This window comes from Pseudovibrio axinellae, assembly GCF_900110875.1.
GTDB classification, from domain to species: Bacteria; Pseudomonadota; Alphaproteobacteria; order Rhizobiales; family Stappiaceae; genus Pseudovibrio; species Pseudovibrio axinellae.
Window position 1 is genome coordinate 700,003 of sequence record NZ_FOFM01000001.1, and the last position, 18,516, is coordinate 718,518.

An 18,516-nucleotide genomic window follows, 5' to 3' on the forward strand; every position below is an offset into this window, starting at 1 on the left:
TTGAGGTGAGACTTATGAGTCGTCTGTTTTGGGCGTCCCATCCTTGTTCACCCGGCTGGACACCCAGCCCTGCAGGTGGGCGAGTGCTTTGAATGGCAACAGCAACGACCAGCCCAGTTGACGCGGTTCTTTACCTTGAAACTCATGTAGCCCAAAAGTGATCTTCTCTTGTCCACCTTTAGGGTCCTGCACGTAAGTGGCGAACATTCTATCCCACCATGGGAAGTTGAAGCCGTAATTGCTATCTGTCTCAGATGGACGGGTAGAATGGTGAATCCGGTGCATATCTGGTGTCACAATCATCCATCTGAGAAAACGATCGGCTTTCTCGGGAAGTTTGATATTTGCGTGATTAAACATCGCCGCAGCATTCAGAACCACCTCAAAAATCACCACGGATAAAACAGGTGCGCCTAAAAAGGCTACAACACCAACCTTCCATAACATTGACAGGGCAATTTCCATCGGATGGAAGCGCAGTGCTGTGGTCACATCAAATCTTGGATCTGTGTGGTGAACTTTGTGCATATGCCAAAGAAAGGGAATTTTATGGCTGGCAACATGCATCGCCCAGACTGCTAAGTCTAAGATAAAGAACGAAAATACCCCCGCAATAACTGTATTGATGCCAAGCCAGTAGCTCAGGCCAAAGCCTTCCGTTTGCGCCCAATAGGCCGTAGAGACTGCTGCAAACGGCAATGCGAACCGAAGCATCAATGTGTTGAGCGCTGATAAGATCAGATTTGTTGACCACCGCTGAGTTCGCTCCTGACTTTCAGAACGGCGGGGTATGAAAATCTCCAGCAGTGCAAACACTAGGAACGCGCCCGCAAATATTCCAAGGCGAATTGCGCCGTCTTCCATGATTTGTTCCAATTCCAGTCCGTACCACTTCGTCCGCTATATTAGCTAATGTTAATATGGTAGATATCGAAGGCGGGGACAAGTAAATTTCCTGTCACTTTTCTTGTAAAAGAGGCGTTAAAATGCCTGCATGACAGAGATTTTATGGAACCGCCCTGAGGGGGACTGTGTAGGAACCCTTGTTTTGGCCCATGGTGCTGGTGCGCCGATGGATGCCAATTTCATGAACCGATTTGCTGAAGCTGCTGTGCAAAACGGCGTTGCTGTGGCTCGTTTTGAATTCGGATATATGGCCAAACGCCGGGAGACCGGTAAGAAAGCTCCTCCCCCGCGTGCGGACAAGCTCATTGGTGAGTTTCAAAGCGTGGTTCAGGATATTCTTGAGCAGACGCAAGGGCCTGTGCTGATTGGTGGCAAGTCGATGGGCGGACGTGTAGCCGCTATGCTTTCAGGCTCTGAGAGTTTGCCTGCACGGGTTGCTGGCGTTGTTTGCCTTGGTTACCCGTTTCACACATCTGCCAAGAAAGAGCTTGCAGATTGGCGCTTAGAGCCGCTGCAGAACTCAAAACGTCCGATCCTTATCACTCAAGGAGATCGCGATCAGATGGGCAACCAGGCGGAGGTGGAAACAGTCGAACTGCCTGAGTATGTTCGCCTTTACTGGCTTGAAGATGGCAATCACGACCTGGCGCCGCGAGGTGCTTCGCCTGCCACTTGGAAGGGCAACATCGAGCACTCAGCAAAAGAAACAGCTGAGTTCTTTAAGAGTTTGGCGAGCTAAGTCTTTCAATGCCCTGCACTTTTGTGTGGGGCATTTTCTTATACCCGATACGAGTTTGAGGAATTTGTAGTGTCTATAGACTGGAATGAACGACAAGAGCCGTCCAGCGCTTCAACGGGAGATCCGCGTAGCACTGCGGAAGTTGATTTTAGTCGTATTGTTCATTCTCATGCGTTCAGACGTTTGCAGGGAAAAACACAAATCCTCAATCTGGGGGACAGTGACTTTTACCGAACCCGATTGACGCATACTTTGGAAGTAGCTCAAATTGCGTCCGGCCTTGTCCTCAGCTTACGGCACAACCATGCAAATCACATAGCAAACAAGTACTTACCTTGCCAAACACAGGTTCAGACAATTTCGTATTGTCATGATTTAGGACATCCGCCTTTTGGGCATGGTGGAGAGGTGGCGTTGAACTACTGCATGAGAAATCATGGTGGTTTTGAGGGCAATGGACAGACCCTACGGCTGATCTCTAGATTAGAGAAAATGTCTAAAAATCATGGGCTTAACTTCACACGACGGACCCTGCTCGGCACCTTGAAGTATCCTGCACCGTTTTCCAAAACAAACAATGGAAACCAACCGGTTTTGAACGCGGTACCAACGGCGTTGCAGCTGATTGACCGTGAGAGCGCGAAGCCGCCCAAGTGTTATCTGGATAGCGAGAGTGACATTGTTGAATGGGTTCTTTCTCCGTTAAGTGCCTCTGATCGCAATGAGTTTACCCGTGTTACTGCCAAGGAAGGGAAATCAGGGAAGACCTCTTACAAGTCATTTGATTGCTCCATTATGGATTTAGCGGATGATATTGCGTATGGGGTTCATGATTTTGAAGATGCTATCGCATTGAATATGGTGAATGAACAGCAGTTCCGTGCTTTTGTAAAACCGGAACAATTTCAATCGTTTATCGACAGCTTAAACCAACAGCATCCGGGTAAGCAGAACTCAAATGGGTTTGACGGGATTGTTGAGCACCTTTTCACTGGTGAGGCGAACATGCGTAAGATGCGTATCAGCCAGTTGGTTCATCACTTCATCTCCAGCGTTTATATTGCTGAGAATGGAGGGTTAAGTGAACCGCAGCTACGGTATAAAGCCGCCTTGCCTTCACATGTCATGCCCTTATTGAATTGCTTGAAAAGCTTTGTTTTTGAACGTGTTATCAAATCACCGGGCGTTCAGCAGCTTGAGTTTAAAGGACAAAAGATGGTGGTGAGTGTCTTTGAAGTACTGCAAAGCGAACCGCAGAGTTTCCTGCCTGAAGCAACCTATAAAACTTACATGGATGCTGGCGAAGACATGCGGGTGATCTGTGATCATATTGCAGGAATGACCGATAATTACCTGATGAAAACCTACGATAGGCTCTTTAGCCCACGTATGGGGTCTATCTTTGATCGTATCTAAACTGAATTTCTTTTGTTTGAGAGAGACTTAACAAAAAACGCTACCGGAGTTGAGGCCGGCAGCGTTTTTTTGTGCGTTCTTTTGAAAGGAATGCGGTTTTCTTGCGTGTTTCTGCGCGGATCAGTCCTTGAACACTTCGTTGGCGTTCAGCTCGTAATCTTTGGAGCAGAAGTCGCACTTGATGTGGACCAGACCTTCCGCTTTCATCTCTGTTTTGTCCGCTTCAGAGAAGTTCTGCATCATGGTGGAGATCTTCTCTTGGGAGCAGCTACACTTGTCTGCCATTGGCTGTGCTGTGTATACGGACGCGCCACGTTCGTGGAACAAACGATAAAGCAAGCCTTCAACGCTCAAGTTCGGGTCGATGAGCTCATCGTCCTTGACGGTCTCAACAAGAGAACGCGCTTCCACCCAAGCATCATCTTCGCTCAGCGGATGAGCTTCATGGCCTTCTGGCGCATCACCTGGGTGAATATCAGCCTGCTTGATGCGATCTTCAGATTGCGGCAGGAACTGCACCATGATGCCACCAGCAAGCCATGAGTGATCCGCTCCACCCTCGTCTGCTTTGGTCAGCATTTCTGCAACGCCCAAACGAACGAGTGTTGGGATCTGCTCGGACTTTTGGAAGTACTCGTGCGCAGCTTCTTCAAGGGTTGTTCCATCCAGAACAACAATGCCCTGATAGCGGCTGGTATGAACACCTTGATCGATGGTGAAAGCAAGGTGGCCTTTACCAAGCAGGTCATCTGGCTTGAAGCCTTCTTTTGCGGAGACTTCAGCAACTTTTTCTGTGTTGAACTGCGCCATAGCGCGCAGGCCGTCTGGTGCGTTGAAATCAACAACCAGCATGGAGACGGCACCATCAGACTGAGCCTGAAGGGTTAAACGCCCTTCAAACTTCAGAGTGCTGCCAAGCATTGCTGTCAGGACAATTGCCTCTGACAGCAGCTTGTTGACAGGCGCAGGGTACTGATGACGCGCCAGCATACTGTTCAGAACCGGTCCCATGTTGATGACACGGCCGCGTACGTCCAAAGCTTCAACAGCAAAAGGAACAACAGCGTCCACGCCAGCAGAGACCGGCTGAGCAGGTGTATTTGTCATTTTATTTTTTATCCTTCAGGCAAAGCACCCATGCACCACGCCATAATGCCTTTTTGGGCGTGGAGCCGGTTTTCTGCCTCGTCGAATACCACAGAATGTGGGCCGTCGATCACCTCATTTGTCACTTCTTCCCCACGATGTGCAGGCAGGCAGTGCATAAACAAAGATGAATCGTTGGCTTCACTCATCAGGCGCTCATTGACCTGATAAGGGGCCAACAGGTTATGACGAGTTTGCGCTTCATCATCTCCCATGGACACCCAGCAATCGGTGATAACACAATCACTGTTTTTAACAGCAGCAAACGGGTCGTCTGTTACTGAAAGTTCAGCACCGGATGTATAGGCCTTTTCGATCCAATCAAGGGGTACTGTCAGTTCATTTGGTGCGGCGACGTTAATTTTAAAGTCAAATTTTGCTGCCGCTTCGATCCAAGAATAAAGAACGTTGTTGCTATCGCCCACCCAGGAAACGGTTTTACCCTTAATGCTTCCGCGGTGTTCTTCGAATGTCAAAATGTCAGCCATGATCTGACAGGGATGCGAGACCTTAGTTAAGCCATTGATAACCGGGACACTTGCGTATTCGGCCAGCTCGTTGACTGCATCATGGTCAAGCATACGGATCATGATCATATCAACAAAACGCGACAACACCCGAGCGGTATCAGGAATAGACTCTCCGCGTCCCAGCTGCATCTCCGCGCCGGTCAACATCAAGGTTTCCCCGCCAAGCTCACGCATACCAACATCAAAAGAAATGCGAGTTCTAGTGGACGGTTGTTCAAAGACCATCGCAAGGACTTTGCCTGCCAGAGGTCCTTGTCCGCGATGCACGCCGTTTCTAGTTGCCTTAATCTGCTTTGACGCCTCCATGATTTTGCGGAGGTCCTCAGTGGAATATTTGCTGATATCGAGAAAATGCTGTGGTTTTGTCATTGTGGTCATTTTGCAGTCTCTACATTTTTCAGCTCGTTTTCCATATCCGCAGCAGCGGCTTCAATTTTTTCTACGAGCACATCAATTTCTTCAGCAGTAATGGTCATTGGCGGCATAATACGCAGTATGTTGTCGCCTGCGCCGACTGGCAGCAGGCCGTTGTTGCGCATATGAACCAGAACCTGCGTGTTTGGCACTTTACATTTTAGCCCGAGTAGCAATCCTTCACCGCGGACCAGCTCAAACACGTCGCTGTGCTGATCAACAGCGCAGGCCAGCTTCTGCTTCAGTTGCAAGCCTTTTTTCTGAACTGCTTCCAAAAAGCCTGGCTCTAAAACAGTTTCCAGAACTGCATTACCAACTGCCATCGCCAGTGGGTTGCCACCGAAAGTGGTGCCGTGAACGCCCGGAACCATGCCGCTTGCCGCTTCATTGGTTGCCAGGAATGCACCCATTGGGAAACCGCCGCCGATGCCCTTGGCAATAGCCATGAGGTCCGGCGTTACACCTGGCCATTCATGCGCAAAGAGCTTGCCGGTTCTGCCAACACCTGTCTGGATCTCGTCATAGATCAGCAACAGACCATTTTCATCACAAACGTCACGCAGGCCTTTCAAGAAGGCAGGGTCCATGCTGCGGATACCACCTTCGCCCTGAATTGGCTCCAGCATGATGGCTGCAGTTTCAGGTCCAACAATCTTTTTGACGGCATCCAGATCACCAGCCGGCACCTGATCGAAACCTTCTGGCGCAGGACCAAAGCCTTCAAGGTACTTTTGCTGACCACCAGCGGCCAGTGCTGCCATGGTTCTGCCGTGGAACGCATTTTCAAAGGTGATGATGCGGTTCTTTTCCGGGTTGCCCTTGGCAAAGTGGTAGCGCCGTGCTGCCTTCATGGCCCCTTCAGTTGCTTCTGTACCGGAGTTGGTAAAGAACACAACATCAGCAAAGGTGTTGTCGGTCAGTAACTTTGCGAGCTTCTCGCCCTCCGGGATCGTATAAAGGTTCGTGACGTGCCACAGTTTTTCCGCTTGTGATTTAAGTGCCTCAACAAGCTTTGGGTGGGCATGTCCCAGACCGGAAACCGCAATACCGGAAGCACAATCCATATATCGTCGACCATCAGCCGCAATAAGCCAGACACCTTCCCCACGCTCGAACGCAAGTTCCGAACGTGCATAAGTCTGCATTAGCGACGAAGTCGTCATTTTATACTCCTCATGGATTGAGCTTTCAGATGCTCAAAAATTTCCAGTTAGTTGGTCAAAAAACAAAAAAACGCCATATGGCGTTTAGGTTGTGAACGAAGCGACATATAAACCGCGTTCCGCGCGGCCTGTCAATAACACCTATTGAACAGCAATGGCTTATAGCTGTTAAGGAAATTGCGGTTAGCGGTCAGCTTACCTTGCTGGTGCCACGCATAAAGCCAGGACCACAAGACAGTTGTATTGTGGCATCTTTATTTGTTGGAGTGGAGGACTAATGCGATTTTCTTTGTCCTGTTTTTTTCGCAGGTCTCTTAAGGTTTCTTCAATACAGCTATAACGTGTATGCATTGCGCATTAAATCTGGAGCCAACAGTTTTGGCGCTCGGCAATTTGCAGTTCACTAATGTCTTTTACTAGTTGTTTTTCGGTGGTAAATATATGTATTAAATATCAATGGGCTAACGCTATCAGTTCTTACTTTGTGTTGGAAAGAATGCCTTGGAACTTGGTTGAACAAACAGCTCCTATTCTTTAGGTTGATAATCTTCTCCCACCACAAGAAGGCTGTTATAGGTAAGTAGTAGCACGGCAATTCTGGGGAAAACAAGAGTATTCCCCACCTCAATTCTTTGAGGTTATTGCTCGCCTTAGCGCCCATATAGTACTGTGCGATGAGAGTTATACACTATCTCGTAGTTACTGAACGCTGCAAGCACACAAGCTCAGGTTAGCGGCATACTCGGATCCGTCCGAGCTGAGCGACTGCTGTTTTGCGCGCTACTGAAGGAAGACGGGGGGCCTTTAATGAGCTGGACAGCAGAACGTGTAGAGTTACTAACCAAGCTTTGGGCAGATGGGTTGAGCGCAAGCCAAATAGCGGGAGAGCTTGGCAATGTGACCCGAAATGCCGTGATTGGTAAGGTCCATCGCCTCGGACTTTCAGGGCGTGCGAAGTCGGGAGGCAGCGCAACCAAAACGAGAAAGGCAGCGACCCCTGCGGCAAGGCCGGTAGCTCCAAGCAAACCTACAGTGACCGAAGCGGTCGCAGCGACAACTCCCTCCCCTACCCCTCGACATATTCAGCCAACCGTAGCAGGCGCAACCGCTCTTAAAGTTGAACCGATTGAAGCGATTGAGACCGAAATTGCTCCTGTACCGGTCGCGGATATTTTCATCCCACTTAACGAGCGCGCTTCTATTTTGACTTTGAATGAACGCACCTGTAAGTGGCCTATTGGGGATCCGGGCGCTGAAAACTTCTACTTCTGTGGTCGTCAGTCAGATGGTGGTACACCTTACTGCGCTCATCACCGCAGCATTGCCTATCAACCAGTCAGCGACCGTCGAAGCCGACGGGCCAGTTAAACTGGATGGCAGATAAGATTGAGAGGCCGGGTCATTTACCCGGCTTTTTTGTTGGTTCCCCGCCCTTATTCATCCAGACCCGAAAACTGTGTGTGAGTAATAATCACCACGTAGCTGCGGGACAAACAGTTAGCCAATAGCAAACTGGTCATTGAACGCATAACCTGCCCCGCGCACAGTGCGGATCGGGTCTTTCATACGGCCTTTGTTGATGGCTTTGCGCAAACGGCCCACATGCACATCAACCGTGCGCTCATCCACGTACACATCATGTCCCCAAACTCTATCCAGCAACTGTTCGCGGGAATACACACGGCCCGGTGCGCTCATGAGGAACTCCAGCAAGCGAAACTCTGTCGGGCCAAGGTGGATCTCCCGACCTGTTCTGTGGACCCGGTGGGTTTCTCTGTCGAGCTCGATGTCTCCTGATTTTAAAAGTGTGGAGATCACCTCTGGTTTCGCACGGCGTAAAATGGCACGCACACGGGCCATAAGCTCAGGAATGGAGAAGGGCTTGACCACATAGTCATCAGCACCTGTGGCAAGACCTCTGATGCGCTCAGACTCTTCACCGCGTGCGGTCAGCATGATGATGGGCATACGTTCGGTTTCAGTGCGCGCCCGCAAACGGCGACACAGCTCAATGCCGGAAAGGCCCGGAAGCATCCAGTCCAGCAACAAAAGGTCTGGCTGACTTTCCTGAAGGCGTATCTCAGCCTCATCGCCTCTTGCACACACCTCAACGCTGTAGCCTTCTGCTTCAAGGTTGTATCTCAGCAACAGGCTTAAGGGCTCTTCGTCTTCTACAATCAGTATTTCAGGCATACCCAAGGGCTCTCTTTGGACCTTTGTTCGTCAAGCAGTTTACCGTCACCATTGTGCATGTAAACCACTTTAACCTTTTGTAGTTACGCGTCATCTCACCTGAGAGGCGGTCTCACAGGACGATCCTACGCTCTATACACTCGTGCTGTCTGCCAGTTCATCGGTCTTGGGACGCTCTGCTGGCAGCTGGTTTCCAGAAAACATGTAGTAGATGTTTTCTGCAATGTTGGTTGCATGGTCTCCGATGCGTTCAATGTTCTTTGCACAAAAGAGTAAATGCGCGCACATGGTGATCGAGCGTGGATCTTCCATCATGTATGTCAGCAGTTGGCGGAACAAAGAGGTGTAAAGCGCATCAACTTCGTCATCGCGCATGTGCACGCGCCGGACAACCTCCAGATCACCGGTGGTGTAACTGTCCAGAACCGCCTTGAGTTGCTCAAGTGCTAGGTCGGACATATGCTCCACACCAACAGCCAGTTGTTTGTTGGAAAAGTCGGTCTCGATCGCAAGGGTCCGCTTGCCAATATTCTTTGCCATATCTCCAACACGTTCAAGGTCATTAGAGATGCGCATGGCAGCGATGATGTCGCGCAGGTCGCTCGCCATGGGCTGGCGACGTGCAATCACGGAAATGCAAAGCTCCTCCAGCTCGGCCTGCATGGTGTCCAGGCGCTGATCGGCAGCAATGGTGCGGGCAGCCAGCTCCCGGTCTTGCCGCAGCAAGGCGCTGACAGCATCATGGACAAGCGTTTCTGCAAGACCGCCCATTTCGACGACACGTCCGGCCAGTTCTTTCAGCTCTTCATTAAAGGAAGAGACAATATGATCTTTCATCGGATGGGCTCCCTAGACACCATATTTTTCTCGTTTTAGCCGAAACGGCCAGTGATGTAGTCTTGCGTACGCTGGTCTTTCGGGTTCGTGAAGATATCGTTGGTCAACCCCTCCTCCACCAGTTTGCCAAGGTGGAAGAACGCGGTGCGTTGCGACACACGGGCTGCCTGCTGCATGGAGTGTGTTACGATTACGATTGTATAGTTTTGGCGCAGTTCATCGATCAACTCCTCCACTTTTGCCGTCGCGATCGGGTCCAGTGCAGAACATGGCTCATCCATGAGGATCACTTCTGGAGAGACCGCAATGGCACGGGCGATACACAAACGTTGCTGCTGCCCCCCCGAAAGGCCGGTTCCCGGCTCGTCCAGGCGGTCTTTGACCTCCTCAAACAAACCAGCGCGCTGAAGGGCGCGGGCAACGATTTCTTCCAGCTCTGCCTTGTTTTGTGCAAGGCCGTGGATGCGGGCGCCATAGGCCACGTTTTCAAAGATCGACTTGGGAAACGGGTTTGGTTTCTGGAACACCATGCCAACACGTGCACGTAGCTCCACCACATCGATGCGCGGGTCGTAAATATCATCGTTGTCGAGCAGGATATCCCCCTCAACGCGGCAGATATCAATGGTATCGTTCATACGGTTCAAGCAGCGCAGAAAGGTGGACTTACCGCAACCGGAGGGGCCAATCAAAGCTGTGACCTGGTTTTTGCGGATGTCCAGATCCACACCGTGCAAGGCCTGTTTGTCAGCGTAAAACACTTTCACGTCACGGCCACGCATTTTAAGCGTTTCACCTTCTGCTGAGACAGCTGCTGGGGGGCGCAGGCTTACATTCATTTCACGATCGGTGTCTGTGGTCATTTCTAATGCCATCATTTTTCCTTTCAAATCACCAGCGGCGCTCAAAGCGTTTACGCAGAACAAGGGCGATTGCATTCATAGAGATCAGAAAGCCAAGCAGAACCATGATGGCAGCTGACGTTTTTTGCTGGAATGCTGGCTCTGGGAAATCAGCCCACATGAAGATCTGCACGGGCAACACCGTTGACGGATCAACAGGGCTTGCCGGAATGTCCACGATGAACGCCACCATACCAATCATGAGAAGCGGTGCGGTTTCACCAAGTGCTTGTGCCATGCCGATGATCGTGCCCGTCAAAATGCCCGGCATTGCCAGTGGCAGCACGTGATGGAACACGGCCTGCAAACGCGAGGCTCCCACTCCAAGTGCGGCCTCACGAATAGATGGCGGGACCGCCTGAAGCGCGGCGCGAGAGGCGATGATGATGGTTGGCAAGGTCATAAGCGCCAGTACCATTCCGCCCACAACCGGGGCAGACCTTGGCAAGCCAAAAACGTTGAGGAACACAGCTAGACCAAGCAGACCGAACACAATGGACGGGACCGCTGCAAGGTTATTGATGTTCACCTCAATCAGCTGCGTCCAGCGGTTCTTGGGTGCGAACTCTTCCAGATAAATTGCAGCAGAGACGCCGATTGGAAATGACAGGGACAATGTTACCAGCATGGTCCAGAAGGAGCCGACTGCGGCGCCCCAAATTCCTGCCATCTCTGGTTCACGGCTTGCACCAGCGTTGAAAAAGATCGAGTTCCACTCATTTTCTACCGCTCCCTTGGAGATAAGGTAGTCGGTGTATGCGATCTCTTTGTCTGAGAACTTGCGGAAAGATTGCGGTGTTTCGAGCTCTTCAATATGCCATTTGCCAGCTGGAATGGCCGTTTGTGAGGACAACGGGATAAAAGGCGTCCCGGTTACGCTCGTGGGCGTCACCTTTTCAACTTTAACTGTGCCGCCATTTGCCTGCACGAAGAAGCTCGGCATCTTATCATTGAGCGTTCCGCCCTTGCCGATGTTGCTCAGGTGGTCTTCCAATGTCTTTAGCTGAGTTTTTTGAGCTTCAAGTACACTGATAATTTTTGCCAGAGCCGCTTTATTGCCTTCAATTTCCGCAGTCAGGCGCTGTGCAACAAGTGGGTCTTTTTCACTTTCCAACCGATCAGCCAGGCTGTCATTTTTTGCATTAACGCTTACCTGTGACCGTCCGCGGGCTTCAATCTTGCCCGCAAGTAACTCTATCTCGCGCTCATAATAGACTTTGAGAGATGCCAGAATCTCCTTAAACTCGGGCTTTCCTGAGGTGATCGTTACCAGCCCGTTTGTTTGTGAAAATGTTGCTGCACCTGATGTTGGGATTCTGGTCTTATCCGTGATCAGGCCTTTGACATAAAGATCAGCAAAGTCGGAGAGCGGGATGGCGACAGGTTTGGTTGCTCCTAAGATAGACGGGTCAGCAACCACCTGTTTTTGAAGCAGGATATTAGCGCCTGATGACACAAGACCGTACAGCACACGGCGATTTTTGCGGTCAGAAGCGAACGGAAGTTCGGACTTCAAACCGTCGCGGATGATCTTGTTATAGCTTGCACCTGCCGGATTGGCTGGGTCAACAGACTGAGCTCCAAGATTGAGCGGTACACTTACATAGTTATAGGTGAACGCAGGAAGGCCCGAACCTACGACTGTGATAAGGAGCAGCACCAGAAAGCTGATCGCCATTGCAATTGCGCCAATGCCATAGGCTTTGAAACGACGCTCTGTACTGTAGCGTTTTTTCAAGCGCTTGCGGGCTTCGTCTGTCGTATGGACGCCAGACGGTACGCCCTTGACACTTCCACCTACAGTAAGACCGGAGGTGGACTGAGCGATATCAGTCATACTGTTCCCTATATTTCTTCACAACGCGTAGAGCGAAGATGTTCAGAGCAAGTGTGATGCAGAAAAGGAGAAGGCCAAGAGCGAACGCAGCAAGTGTTTTTGCGCTGTCAAATTCTTGGTCACCAACAAGCAGCGTTACGATCTGCACTGTTACGGTTGTGACAGCTTCCAGCGGGTTCACTGTCATTTTGGCTGCAAGGCCAGCTGCCATCACCACGATCATCGTCTCACCAATGGCGCGGGAGATGGCGAGGATCAAAGCTGAGACAATGCCCGGCAGAGCTGCTGGCAAGACAACATGGCGGATTGTTTCCGACTTGGTTGCGCCCAGACCGGCCGACCCATCTCGCAGTGATTGTGGCACTGCATTGATTACGTCATCGGACAAGGAGGACACGAACGGGATAATCATGATGCCCATCACCAAGCCAGCTGCCAATGCAGATTCTGAGCTGACTGAAAGACCGATGCTTTCGCCCCATCCACGAATGAACGGTGCAACTGTAAGGGCGGCGAAGAACCCGTAGACCACGGTTGGGATGCCAGCGAGAATTTCAAGAACGGGCTTTACAATCGCTCTCACCGGTCCGCTTGCATAATCTGAAAGGTAGATTGCCGAAAGCAGACCGATTGGGGCTGCAACGATAATTGCGATTGTGGTGATCAACATGGTGCCAACCAGAAGCGGAATAGCGCCAAAAATCTTGGTATTGGTTTCACCCAGCTCAGCGCCAGCACCTTCAAAGGCGCTCTGCGGGCTCCAGTGCAGACCGAACACAAAATCCAATACAGGAATTTTGCGGAAGAACATAAGGCTCTCAAAGAGCAACGACAAAACGATGCCGATTGTGGTGAAGATCGCAACAGCGGAACATAGGATCAGCAATCCCATGACGGTGCGTTCAACAAAGTGGCGGGCGCGCATTGTTGGGCGAATAGAGCGGTATCCGTAGCGCAAACCACCTGCAACAAGCATAACGATCAGTGCCGTTTTAAGGTAAAGTGAGGTCGCCGCGAGCGAACTGAAAAGCACTGCTGCCTGCTCTTTACCTGCATCTGCAAAGGCGACAATGCCACCAAATGCGATTGCCCTGGCGTCGCGCAGGAATGCCTGAAGCTCTGGTTTTGATAGGCCTTCGACAACCTCGGCATTGGCTGAGATCACCATTGTATCTAGCAGACGAGGCTCAACGATTGCCCACGCAACCAAGAGCACAAATGCCGGAAGTGTTGCCAAAATAGCCAGATACCCACCGTGATAACCGGGGCGGGAGTGAAGGGCTACAAGCTCTTTTACAGCCACCTGCTGAGCGCGATGGCGGCCATAGAAGCTGGCAGCAACAAACACCAAAAGAAGAAGGGCAGCGTAAGTCCAAAACATTTGTTTGTTTCGCCTTATTGGGCGTTAGCCGTGTGAGAGTTTCGTATCTTTTGATTGAAGCCAATCAAACATCGCACCCACGAGAACTTTTAGGAGGTTCAAAAACGGTCAGCCTGGCAGCTGACCGTCTTCGTGTTTTTTGTGCTTAGAATACAAGCGGGGTCAGAGCAGATGCAGATTTTGCGATTGAATCGCGATCTGCGACTGGCAGCGGGATGAGCCCTTTGTCAGCCAGGTAACCTTCATCACCCCAAGTGTCTTCATTGGTGAATTCAGCGAGGTATTCTGCGATGCCCGGGATCACGCCAACGTGCTCTTTCTTGATGTAGAAATACAGGCTGCGTGACACAGGGTAGTCACCGGTTGAGATTGCTTCAAACGTTGGAGCAACACCAGCGATGTGTGTTCCCTGGATCTTGTCTGCATTTTGGTCAAGGAATGAGAACCCGAAGATGCCCAGTGCATTTGGGTTGGCATCCAGCTTCTGCACGATCAGGTTATCGTTTTCACCTGCTTCAATGTAGGCACCGTCCTCACGGATTTCGTGACATGCCTTTTTCTGCAGGTTCAACTCGGCTGCGCCAGGTAGTTTTTTACAACCACCTTCCATTGCCAGCTCAGCGAACGCATCACGTGTACCAGAAGTTGGCGGAGGTCCAAGAACCTCAATCTTTGAATCAGGCAAGGAAGGGTCGATGTCAGACCATTTCTGATATGGGTTTGCAACGAGCTTGCCGTCTACCGGTACATCCTTAGCCAGAGCCAGGAAGATTTGCGGCAGTGTTAGGTCCAGCTGAGATCCAGCTTTCGAGTTTGCAAGTACGATACCATCGAACCCTACAGTCACTTCAACTGGTGTAACACCAGCTTCACCGCACTTGACCAGCTCTTTGGCCTTCATACGGCGAGACGCATTGGTGATGTCAGGCGTATTTTCGCCAACACCATCGCAGAAAAGCTTGATGCCACCGCCTGAGCCTGTGGACTCAACAACTGGTGTTCTGAAATCTGTTTTCTGACCAAACTGCTCGGCAACAGCTGTCGCAAATGGAAATACGGTTGAAGAACCAACGATCTGGATCTGGTCACGAGCCTGAGCAGAACCAGCAGCAATGGTTCCTGCTAGAGCGAGCGCTGCAACGCCTGAAAATACCTTGATTTTCACCTGAAGTCTCCTTGGGAGTTCTGGTTTAGAAACTGTTAAACTACGTTCACCCCACAGCACCCTTGCTGTGAGCTGGCTGTAACCTATCGCTGTGCTGTGATGGTTATATGAACGTTGCGTATCAGTTTTATGACACTTCAAGCATTTGAATTTATTATGTTATTTTAATCGGAGTCGTTTTCGTCATAAACTACCGCACCTGGAATGAAGACTCTGAAACACGCGCCTTCTTCCGGTTTACTCTCAATTTCGAGTCTGGCTCTATGGCGAGTCAAAATATGTTTTACAATCGCCAAACCCAGACCTGTTCCCTTCATCTGACGGCTCGTGACAACGTCAACGCGATAAAAACGCTCCGTCAGTCTTGGCAGGTGCTCCGGGTCAATGCCAGGACCATAATCGCGCACTTCTGCAATCCATTGCGGTGTTTCTGTAGAATCAGGGTCCAAACGGCATGTCACATCAACACGGCCTCCGCTTGAACCGTATTTCAGTGCGTTTTCGACCAGATTGTTAAAAACCTGCACCAGTTCATCGTTTTCACCGCGAATCTCTACTGGCTCATCGGGGATTGAAACATTTAGCTTCACACCGGTGTCTTTGGCGACCGGCAGCAAGGATTCCACGCAGTGGCGCATGATGAGACCGAGGTCCACAAGCGTTTCTGGCTGCACGTGCACTTTCATTTCGATGCGCGACAGAGACAACAGGTCATCAATCAGGCGCCGCATACGCTCCGCCTGATCCAGCATGATATCGAGAAACTGCTCCTGTGCCTTTGGGTCCCCTTTTGCCGGGCCTTGCAAGGTTTCAATAAATCCAGTCAATGAGGCAAGCGGTGTGCGTAATTCATGGGAGGCGTTGGCAACAAAATCGGCGCGCATGCGTTCCAAACGGCGTGCTTCTGTCAAATCTCGGATCACCACGAGGATAAGACCGGGGCGACCACGCGGGACGGCAAGACTTCCACTGGAGATAGACCATAGCGGCGCAATGTGCGCTTCGAGCCACAGCTCCATGGGGACTTTCTCGCTCCAGTCAATCACTTCTGTCGGACCACCATTTGAGACGCGGTCCAAAGCTTCTAATAGGGACGGTGCGCGAATACGAAAAGACAGCGGGTCACCAACTGCAATGGTGCCGAAGCGGCGCTGAGCTACACTGTTCACATATTGGGTGGTTCCGCGATAATCGACAACGAAACACGGGTCTGGCAGCGCATTGACGGCAGATTTCATGCCGCGATCAACAATCTCGCTGGCTTCTTTGCGGCTCACACCACTTGGTGCCTTCACTTTGGTCCGGCTTTTCATACCGCCGCCAATCACAAGCACAAAGATGAGGGCAAACGCAAAGAAGGACGCCCACAGCGGGACATGAAAGACAAAGGAGAACATAGCAAAGATGCCCGCAGCTGCCAGAAGGACCCAGCGAACATCAACGGGTTTGCGATAAACCGTTTGCCTGTTGAGACCCAGTCTCAACGGCTCCTGATTTACCTGCTTGTCTTCCTTATCAGTATCCAGGGACATACGTGCCACTCTCTAAACACCTGCGTGCGTTCAAGCTGTTTTCCTTCAAGTTGACCCAGAATTTAGCAGGGCCAGCATGACAATCTCGCGACGGCGACCACTCATTTCTTCAGTTTTCCCAAAAGGAGAGCATTCTTGGACGCTGCGAAACCAAGGACAATGGCCACTCACCACCCTTTGGTAAGCCGAGTTAATCCTCCCCGAAATCTCCGAGGGGTGACTGGGTTATATATTTAGCAGGTTCAACAAATCAAGCAGAAGACAAGCTGAAGAATAATAATTAATCAGCGAACCTTGTTCTGTGAGTGTTTCATCCTGGTTGAACTATCGTCTTAGACACTAATTTCTGACTTGAACGACCCCTCTTCTCACTCTTACCTTTGGTAATTGCACGTAAACGAAATACGCCTTTAAATGGCAGTGCCGCTGAGACTTGGAATTCTTGCAGGTGTTCAGCCCAGGATTGATGACTTGAAGGTTATTCTTGTGCACCTGCCCCAAAACCGGGCTTCACCTGTTGAAACATGCGATGAGGACGGAACATGGAAGAGATTGTGAAGAAGCTGGAAGCCGCGATCTCTGACGAAAACTGGGCAGAGGCGGAAACATGCATTCTTGCTTTGCTGAAAACTGACGAGAACAATTCAAGCCTTTGGTACAATCTGGGCCTTGTACGTCGGCGAGCAGGCAACAACGCGGCAGCTATTGAAAACTTCACGAGGGCACTAGAGGACGCTCCAAAACACAAGGGTGCACTGTTTGAGCGTGCAGCGGCCTATCTGGATCTTGAGGACTTCCACGCCGCCCTCAATGACTTTTCCGAGTTTACGGTTGCTTACCCTGATGACAGTGACGGACTGCTGAATTTGGCGCGTATTGCCCTTCACATGGAGGTGCCCGACCTTGCGCTGCAAGCATTCCAGAAGCGTTCAGAAATTGAGAACGACGCTGAGAACATCCTCGGGGCGGCTGAAGCGATGCAGATGCGCGGCGATGAAGAGGGTATCAGCCTGCTCCGGCGTCTTTTCGCAAACAATCCCTCTGTGAGACCTGAGCTGCTAAAAATTATGAGCCAGGGCTCCTATGGGCGCGTGCCACTCAACTCGAACGCTTTTCTCGGCTAACTCTCTACTGTGCGTTTGGCACGTACAGACTTTCTGTAATGACCCGGCTCGGCTTGGAGCTTGCTTTGCATCTCAAGATGAACTGCGAGCTCATCCTCGTCCATTGGGCCACATTCGAGTGCAAGAGTTTCGCGCTGAAAGGGAAAAGCCTGCGCAATGGGTGTTCCCGCCTTCAACGTTCCTTCAAATGCTTCGTCTTTCCAAAGGGCCGGAAAGTGCACAAAGCCACCTTTGAACCGGTCACAGTCGACCACACCGGAGAGCGTGCGAAAGGGAAGTTCCTCTCTGTTCAGGGGATGAGTGAACAGCAACGAGACGCCCTGCTCGGCCTCAATACTCCAAAAATTATTGAGCTTGATAATGAAATCACTGGGCCGCGAGGTCAAAGGTGCCCCTGTTGCCTGCTCTGGCACATGCAGTCCAATGGGGGATCTGGTTTGCTGTGCCTTTGGAGACACGGGCTTGGGCCAGTGCCAGGAAAACTCTCCCTGCTTGAGCGTCACGTCACACGGCAACTTAAAGATGATGCCTGTCGAGAAACCATCAATGATTGGCGGACAATGCTTTAACGTACGCACAAGCTCATTGCCCAGCAGTTCGCTCTGCGCTGTTGAAGGGATATCTTTCAACCAGTCAGGTCGTGTTGCTTGGGCCTGAACCGGTTCAGGAATATGGCCGTGCAATTCCGGCAGGCAACGAAACTTCAGTTTCATAAGCTTTCCTAATATCTCGTAATGTAAACTTTCAACTTACTTAAACAGTATGGCCATCCCGCGCTTGAGTTCATGGCGCGCAGGTACTCTCGCCAGCCATCGCCATAGCGTTCAAAGTGACTATGCACCAAGTTAACTTGCGCGCCGTCCTCAACATCTATGAAATCGATCGTCACGATGCCGGACTGCTGCGGGGTCTCAATCAGTAATCGTTTAGGAGAAACTTGCCAGGACAGGACGATTTTTCGGCCCTCCTCCAGCTTTTGAATGGTGCCCCATTGTAAGCGCCTGCCATCCTCGACATCCTCATAGCATGAGCCACCCGTTAGCGGCTCTAAGCCCAGGACGCCTTCCGGCGAAAACCGGTATTCAGGGGGCCACCACGCATCAAGCTTCTCCAAAAAACAGGAGTAGGCGGTTTGGGCATTGGTAGGCAGTCGTATGTCTGCCTTACACAATGAAAATTGCTCCAGAACGCCTGTTTCGCCTGATGTCATTGCTGCCCCCCAAACCAATGC

Annotated in this window: 17 protein-coding genes; 4 read left to right on the plus strand and 13 right to left on the minus strand. The window is 51.0% G+C overall.

Annotated features, from left to right (window positions below; translation table 11 throughout):
• Positions 1-12: 12 nt before the first annotated feature.
• Positions 13-864, minus strand: a complete 852-nt coding sequence (locus tag BMZ51_RS03170; protein WP_068006094.1) for a sterol desaturase family protein — start codon at positions 862-864, stop codon at positions 13-15.
• Between the two features lie 130 nt (positions 865-994).
• Here BMZ51_RS03170 and BMZ51_RS03175 point away from each other — a divergent pair, with 130 nt between their 5' ends.
• Together BMZ51_RS03175 and BMZ51_RS03180 are read left to right on the plus strand one after the other, a co-directional pair.
• Positions 995-1,645, plus strand: a complete 651-nt coding sequence (locus tag BMZ51_RS03175) for an alpha/beta family hydrolase (protein WP_068006093.1) — start codon at positions 995-997, stop codon at positions 1,643-1,645.
• Between the two features lie 69 nt (positions 1,646-1,714).
• On the plus strand, positions 1,715-3,061 hold the full coding sequence (locus tag BMZ51_RS03180) for an anti-phage deoxyguanosine triphosphatase (protein ID WP_244271379.1): 1,347 nt from the start codon (positions 1,715-1,717) through the stop codon (positions 3,059-3,061).
• Between the two features lie 120 nt (positions 3,062-3,181).
• On the opposite strand, the gene BMZ51_RS03185 is transcribed toward BMZ51_RS03180, so the two are convergent.
• The 3 genes from BMZ51_RS03185 to BMZ51_RS03195 are packed head-to-tail and all read right to left on the minus strand — an operon-like array spanning position 3,182 to position 6,314.
• Positions 3,182-4,168 carry an Hsp33 family molecular chaperone gene (locus BMZ51_RS03185; RefSeq protein ID WP_068006091.1) on the minus strand — a complete coding sequence of 329 codons (987 nt, stop codon included), beginning with the start codon at positions 4,166-4,168 and terminating at the stop codon, positions 3,182-3,184.
• Positions 4,169-4,176: 8 nt separating this feature from the next.
• Entirely contained in the window at positions 4,177-5,115 is a 939-nt protein-coding gene (gene argF, locus BMZ51_RS03190; protein ID WP_068006090.1) for an ornithine carbamoyltransferase, read from the minus strand.
• On the minus strand, positions 5,112-6,314 hold the full coding sequence (locus tag BMZ51_RS03195) for an aspartate aminotransferase family protein (RefSeq protein ID WP_074881754.1): 1,203 nt from the start codon (positions 6,312-6,314) through the stop codon (positions 5,112-5,114). The genes argF and BMZ51_RS03195 overlap by 4 nt, the downstream gene beginning before the upstream one ends.
• Positions 6,315-7,121: 807 nt before the next feature.
• Here BMZ51_RS03195 and BMZ51_RS03200 point away from each other — a divergent pair.
• Positions 7,122-7,682, plus strand: a complete 561-nt coding sequence (locus BMZ51_RS03200; protein ID WP_068006088.1) for a GcrA family cell cycle regulator — start codon at positions 7,122-7,124, stop codon at positions 7,680-7,682.
• A gap of 129 nt (positions 7,683-7,811) precedes the next feature.
• Here the strand turns inward: BMZ51_RS03200 and phoB are convergent, their stop codons facing one another.
• The 7 genes from phoB to BMZ51_RS03235 form a co-directional block, all read right to left on the minus strand.
• Complete coding sequence (phoB, locus tag BMZ51_RS03205) at positions 7,812-8,507, minus strand: phosphate regulon transcriptional regulator PhoB (protein WP_068006087.1); 696 nt, start codon at positions 8,505-8,507, stop codon at positions 7,812-7,814.
• A gap of 132 nt (positions 8,508-8,639) precedes the next feature.
• Entirely contained in the window at positions 8,640-9,344 is a 705-nt protein-coding gene (gene phoU, locus BMZ51_RS03210; protein ID WP_068006085.1) for a phosphate signaling complex protein PhoU, read from the minus strand.
• Positions 9,345-9,379: 35 nt separating this feature from the next.
• On the minus strand, positions 9,380-10,183 hold the full coding sequence (pstB, locus tag BMZ51_RS03215) for a phosphate ABC transporter ATP-binding protein PstB (protein WP_068006381.1): 804 nt from the start codon (positions 10,181-10,183) through the stop codon (positions 9,380-9,382).
• Between the two features lie 52 nt (positions 10,184-10,235).
• Entirely contained in the window at positions 10,236-12,083 is a 1,848-nt protein-coding gene (gene pstA, locus BMZ51_RS24715; protein ID WP_068006081.1) for a phosphate ABC transporter permease PstA, read from the minus strand.
• The gene (gene pstC, locus BMZ51_RS03225; RefSeq protein WP_068006080.1) at positions 12,076-13,464 is read right to left on the minus strand and encodes a phosphate ABC transporter permease subunit PstC; all 1,389 of its coding nucleotides are present in this window, start codon (positions 13,462-13,464) and stop codon (positions 12,076-12,078) included. The genes pstA and pstC overlap by 8 nt, the downstream gene beginning before the upstream one ends.
• A gap of 145 nt (positions 13,465-13,609) precedes the next feature.
• The gene (locus BMZ51_RS03230; protein ID WP_068006079.1) at positions 13,610-14,629 is read right to left on the minus strand and encodes a PstS family phosphate ABC transporter substrate-binding protein; all 1,020 of its coding nucleotides are present in this window, start codon (positions 14,627-14,629) and stop codon (positions 13,610-13,612) included.
• Between the two features lie 164 nt (positions 14,630-14,793).
• Complete coding sequence (locus BMZ51_RS03235) at positions 14,794-16,161, minus strand: ATP-binding protein (protein ID WP_068006077.1); 1,368 nt, start codon at positions 16,159-16,161, stop codon at positions 14,794-14,796.
• A gap of 542 nt (positions 16,162-16,703) precedes the next feature.
• Here BMZ51_RS03235 and BMZ51_RS03240 point away from each other — a divergent pair.
• Entirely contained in the window at positions 16,704-17,285 is a 582-nt protein-coding gene (locus tag BMZ51_RS03240) for a tetratricopeptide repeat protein (RefSeq protein WP_068006075.1), read from the plus strand.
• On the opposite strand, the gene BMZ51_RS03245 is transcribed toward BMZ51_RS03240, so the two are convergent.
• Complete coding sequence (locus tag BMZ51_RS03245; RefSeq protein WP_068006073.1) at positions 17,282-17,998, minus strand: hypothetical protein; 717 nt, start codon at positions 17,996-17,998, stop codon at positions 17,282-17,284. The two genes, BMZ51_RS03240 and BMZ51_RS03245, sit on opposite strands and share 4 nt — an antisense overlap.
• An 8-nt stretch (positions 17,999-18,006) precedes the next feature.
• Positions 18,007-18,495, minus strand: a complete 489-nt coding sequence (locus tag BMZ51_RS03250) for an SRPBCC family protein (protein WP_068006072.1) — start codon at positions 18,493-18,495, stop codon at positions 18,007-18,009.
• Between the last annotated feature and the right edge of the window lie 21 nt (positions 18,496-18,516).

Excerpts from the sequence above, each read along its gene's own strand:
- pstA (WP_068006081.1), bottom strand. The coding sequence starts at position 12,083 with ATGACTGATATCGCTCAGTCCACCTCCGGTCTTACTGTAGGTGGAAGT.
- BMZ51_RS03235 (WP_068006077.1), bottom strand. The coding sequence starts at position 16,161 with ATGTCCCTGGATACTGATAAGGAAGACAAGCAGGTAAATCAGGAGCCG.
- BMZ51_RS03185 (WP_068006091.1), bottom strand. The coding sequence starts at position 4,168 with ATGACAAATACACCTGCTCAGCCGGTCTCTGCTGGCGTGGACGCTGTT.
- argF (WP_068006090.1), bottom strand. The coding sequence starts at position 5,115 with ATGACCACAATGACAAAACCACAGCATTTTCTCGATATCAGCAAATAT.
- pstB (WP_068006381.1), bottom strand. The coding sequence starts at position 10,183 with ATGAATGTAAGCCTGCGCCCCCCAGCAGCTGTCTCAGCAGAAGGTGAA.
- BMZ51_RS03200 (WP_068006088.1), top strand. The coding sequence starts at position 7,122 with ATGAGCTGGACAGCAGAACGTGTAGAGTTACTAACCAAGCTTTGGGCA.
- phoU (WP_068006085.1), bottom strand. The coding sequence starts at position 9,344 with ATGAAAGATCATATTGTCTCTTCCTTTAATGAAGAGCTGAAAGAACTG.
- BMZ51_RS03175 (WP_068006093.1), top strand. The coding sequence starts at position 995 with ATGACAGAGATTTTATGGAACCGCCCTGAGGGGGACTGTGTAGGAACC.
- BMZ51_RS03170 (WP_068006094.1), bottom strand. The coding sequence starts at position 864 with ATGGAAGACGGCGCAATTCGCCTTGGAATATTTGCGGGCGCGTTCCTA.
- phoB (WP_068006087.1), bottom strand. The coding sequence starts at position 8,507 with ATGCCTGAAATACTGATTGTAGAAGACGAAGAGCCCTTAAGCCTGTTG.
- pstC (WP_068006080.1), bottom strand. The coding sequence starts at position 13,464 with ATGTTTTGGACTTACGCTGCCCTTCTTCTTTTGGTGTTTGTTGCTGCC.
- BMZ51_RS03240 (WP_068006075.1), top strand. The coding sequence starts at position 16,704 with ATGGAAGAGATTGTGAAGAAGCTGGAAGCCGCGATCTCTGACGAAAAC.
- BMZ51_RS03250 (WP_068006072.1), bottom strand. The coding sequence starts at position 18,495 with ATGACATCAGGCGAAACAGGCGTTCTGGAGCAATTTTCATTGTGTAAG.
- BMZ51_RS03245 (WP_068006073.1), bottom strand. The coding sequence starts at position 17,998 with ATGAAACTGAAGTTTCGTTGCCTGCCGGAATTGCACGGCCATATTCCT.
- BMZ51_RS03195 (WP_074881754.1), bottom strand. The coding sequence starts at position 6,314 with ATGACGACTTCGTCGCTAATGCAGACTTATGCACGTTCGGAACTTGCG.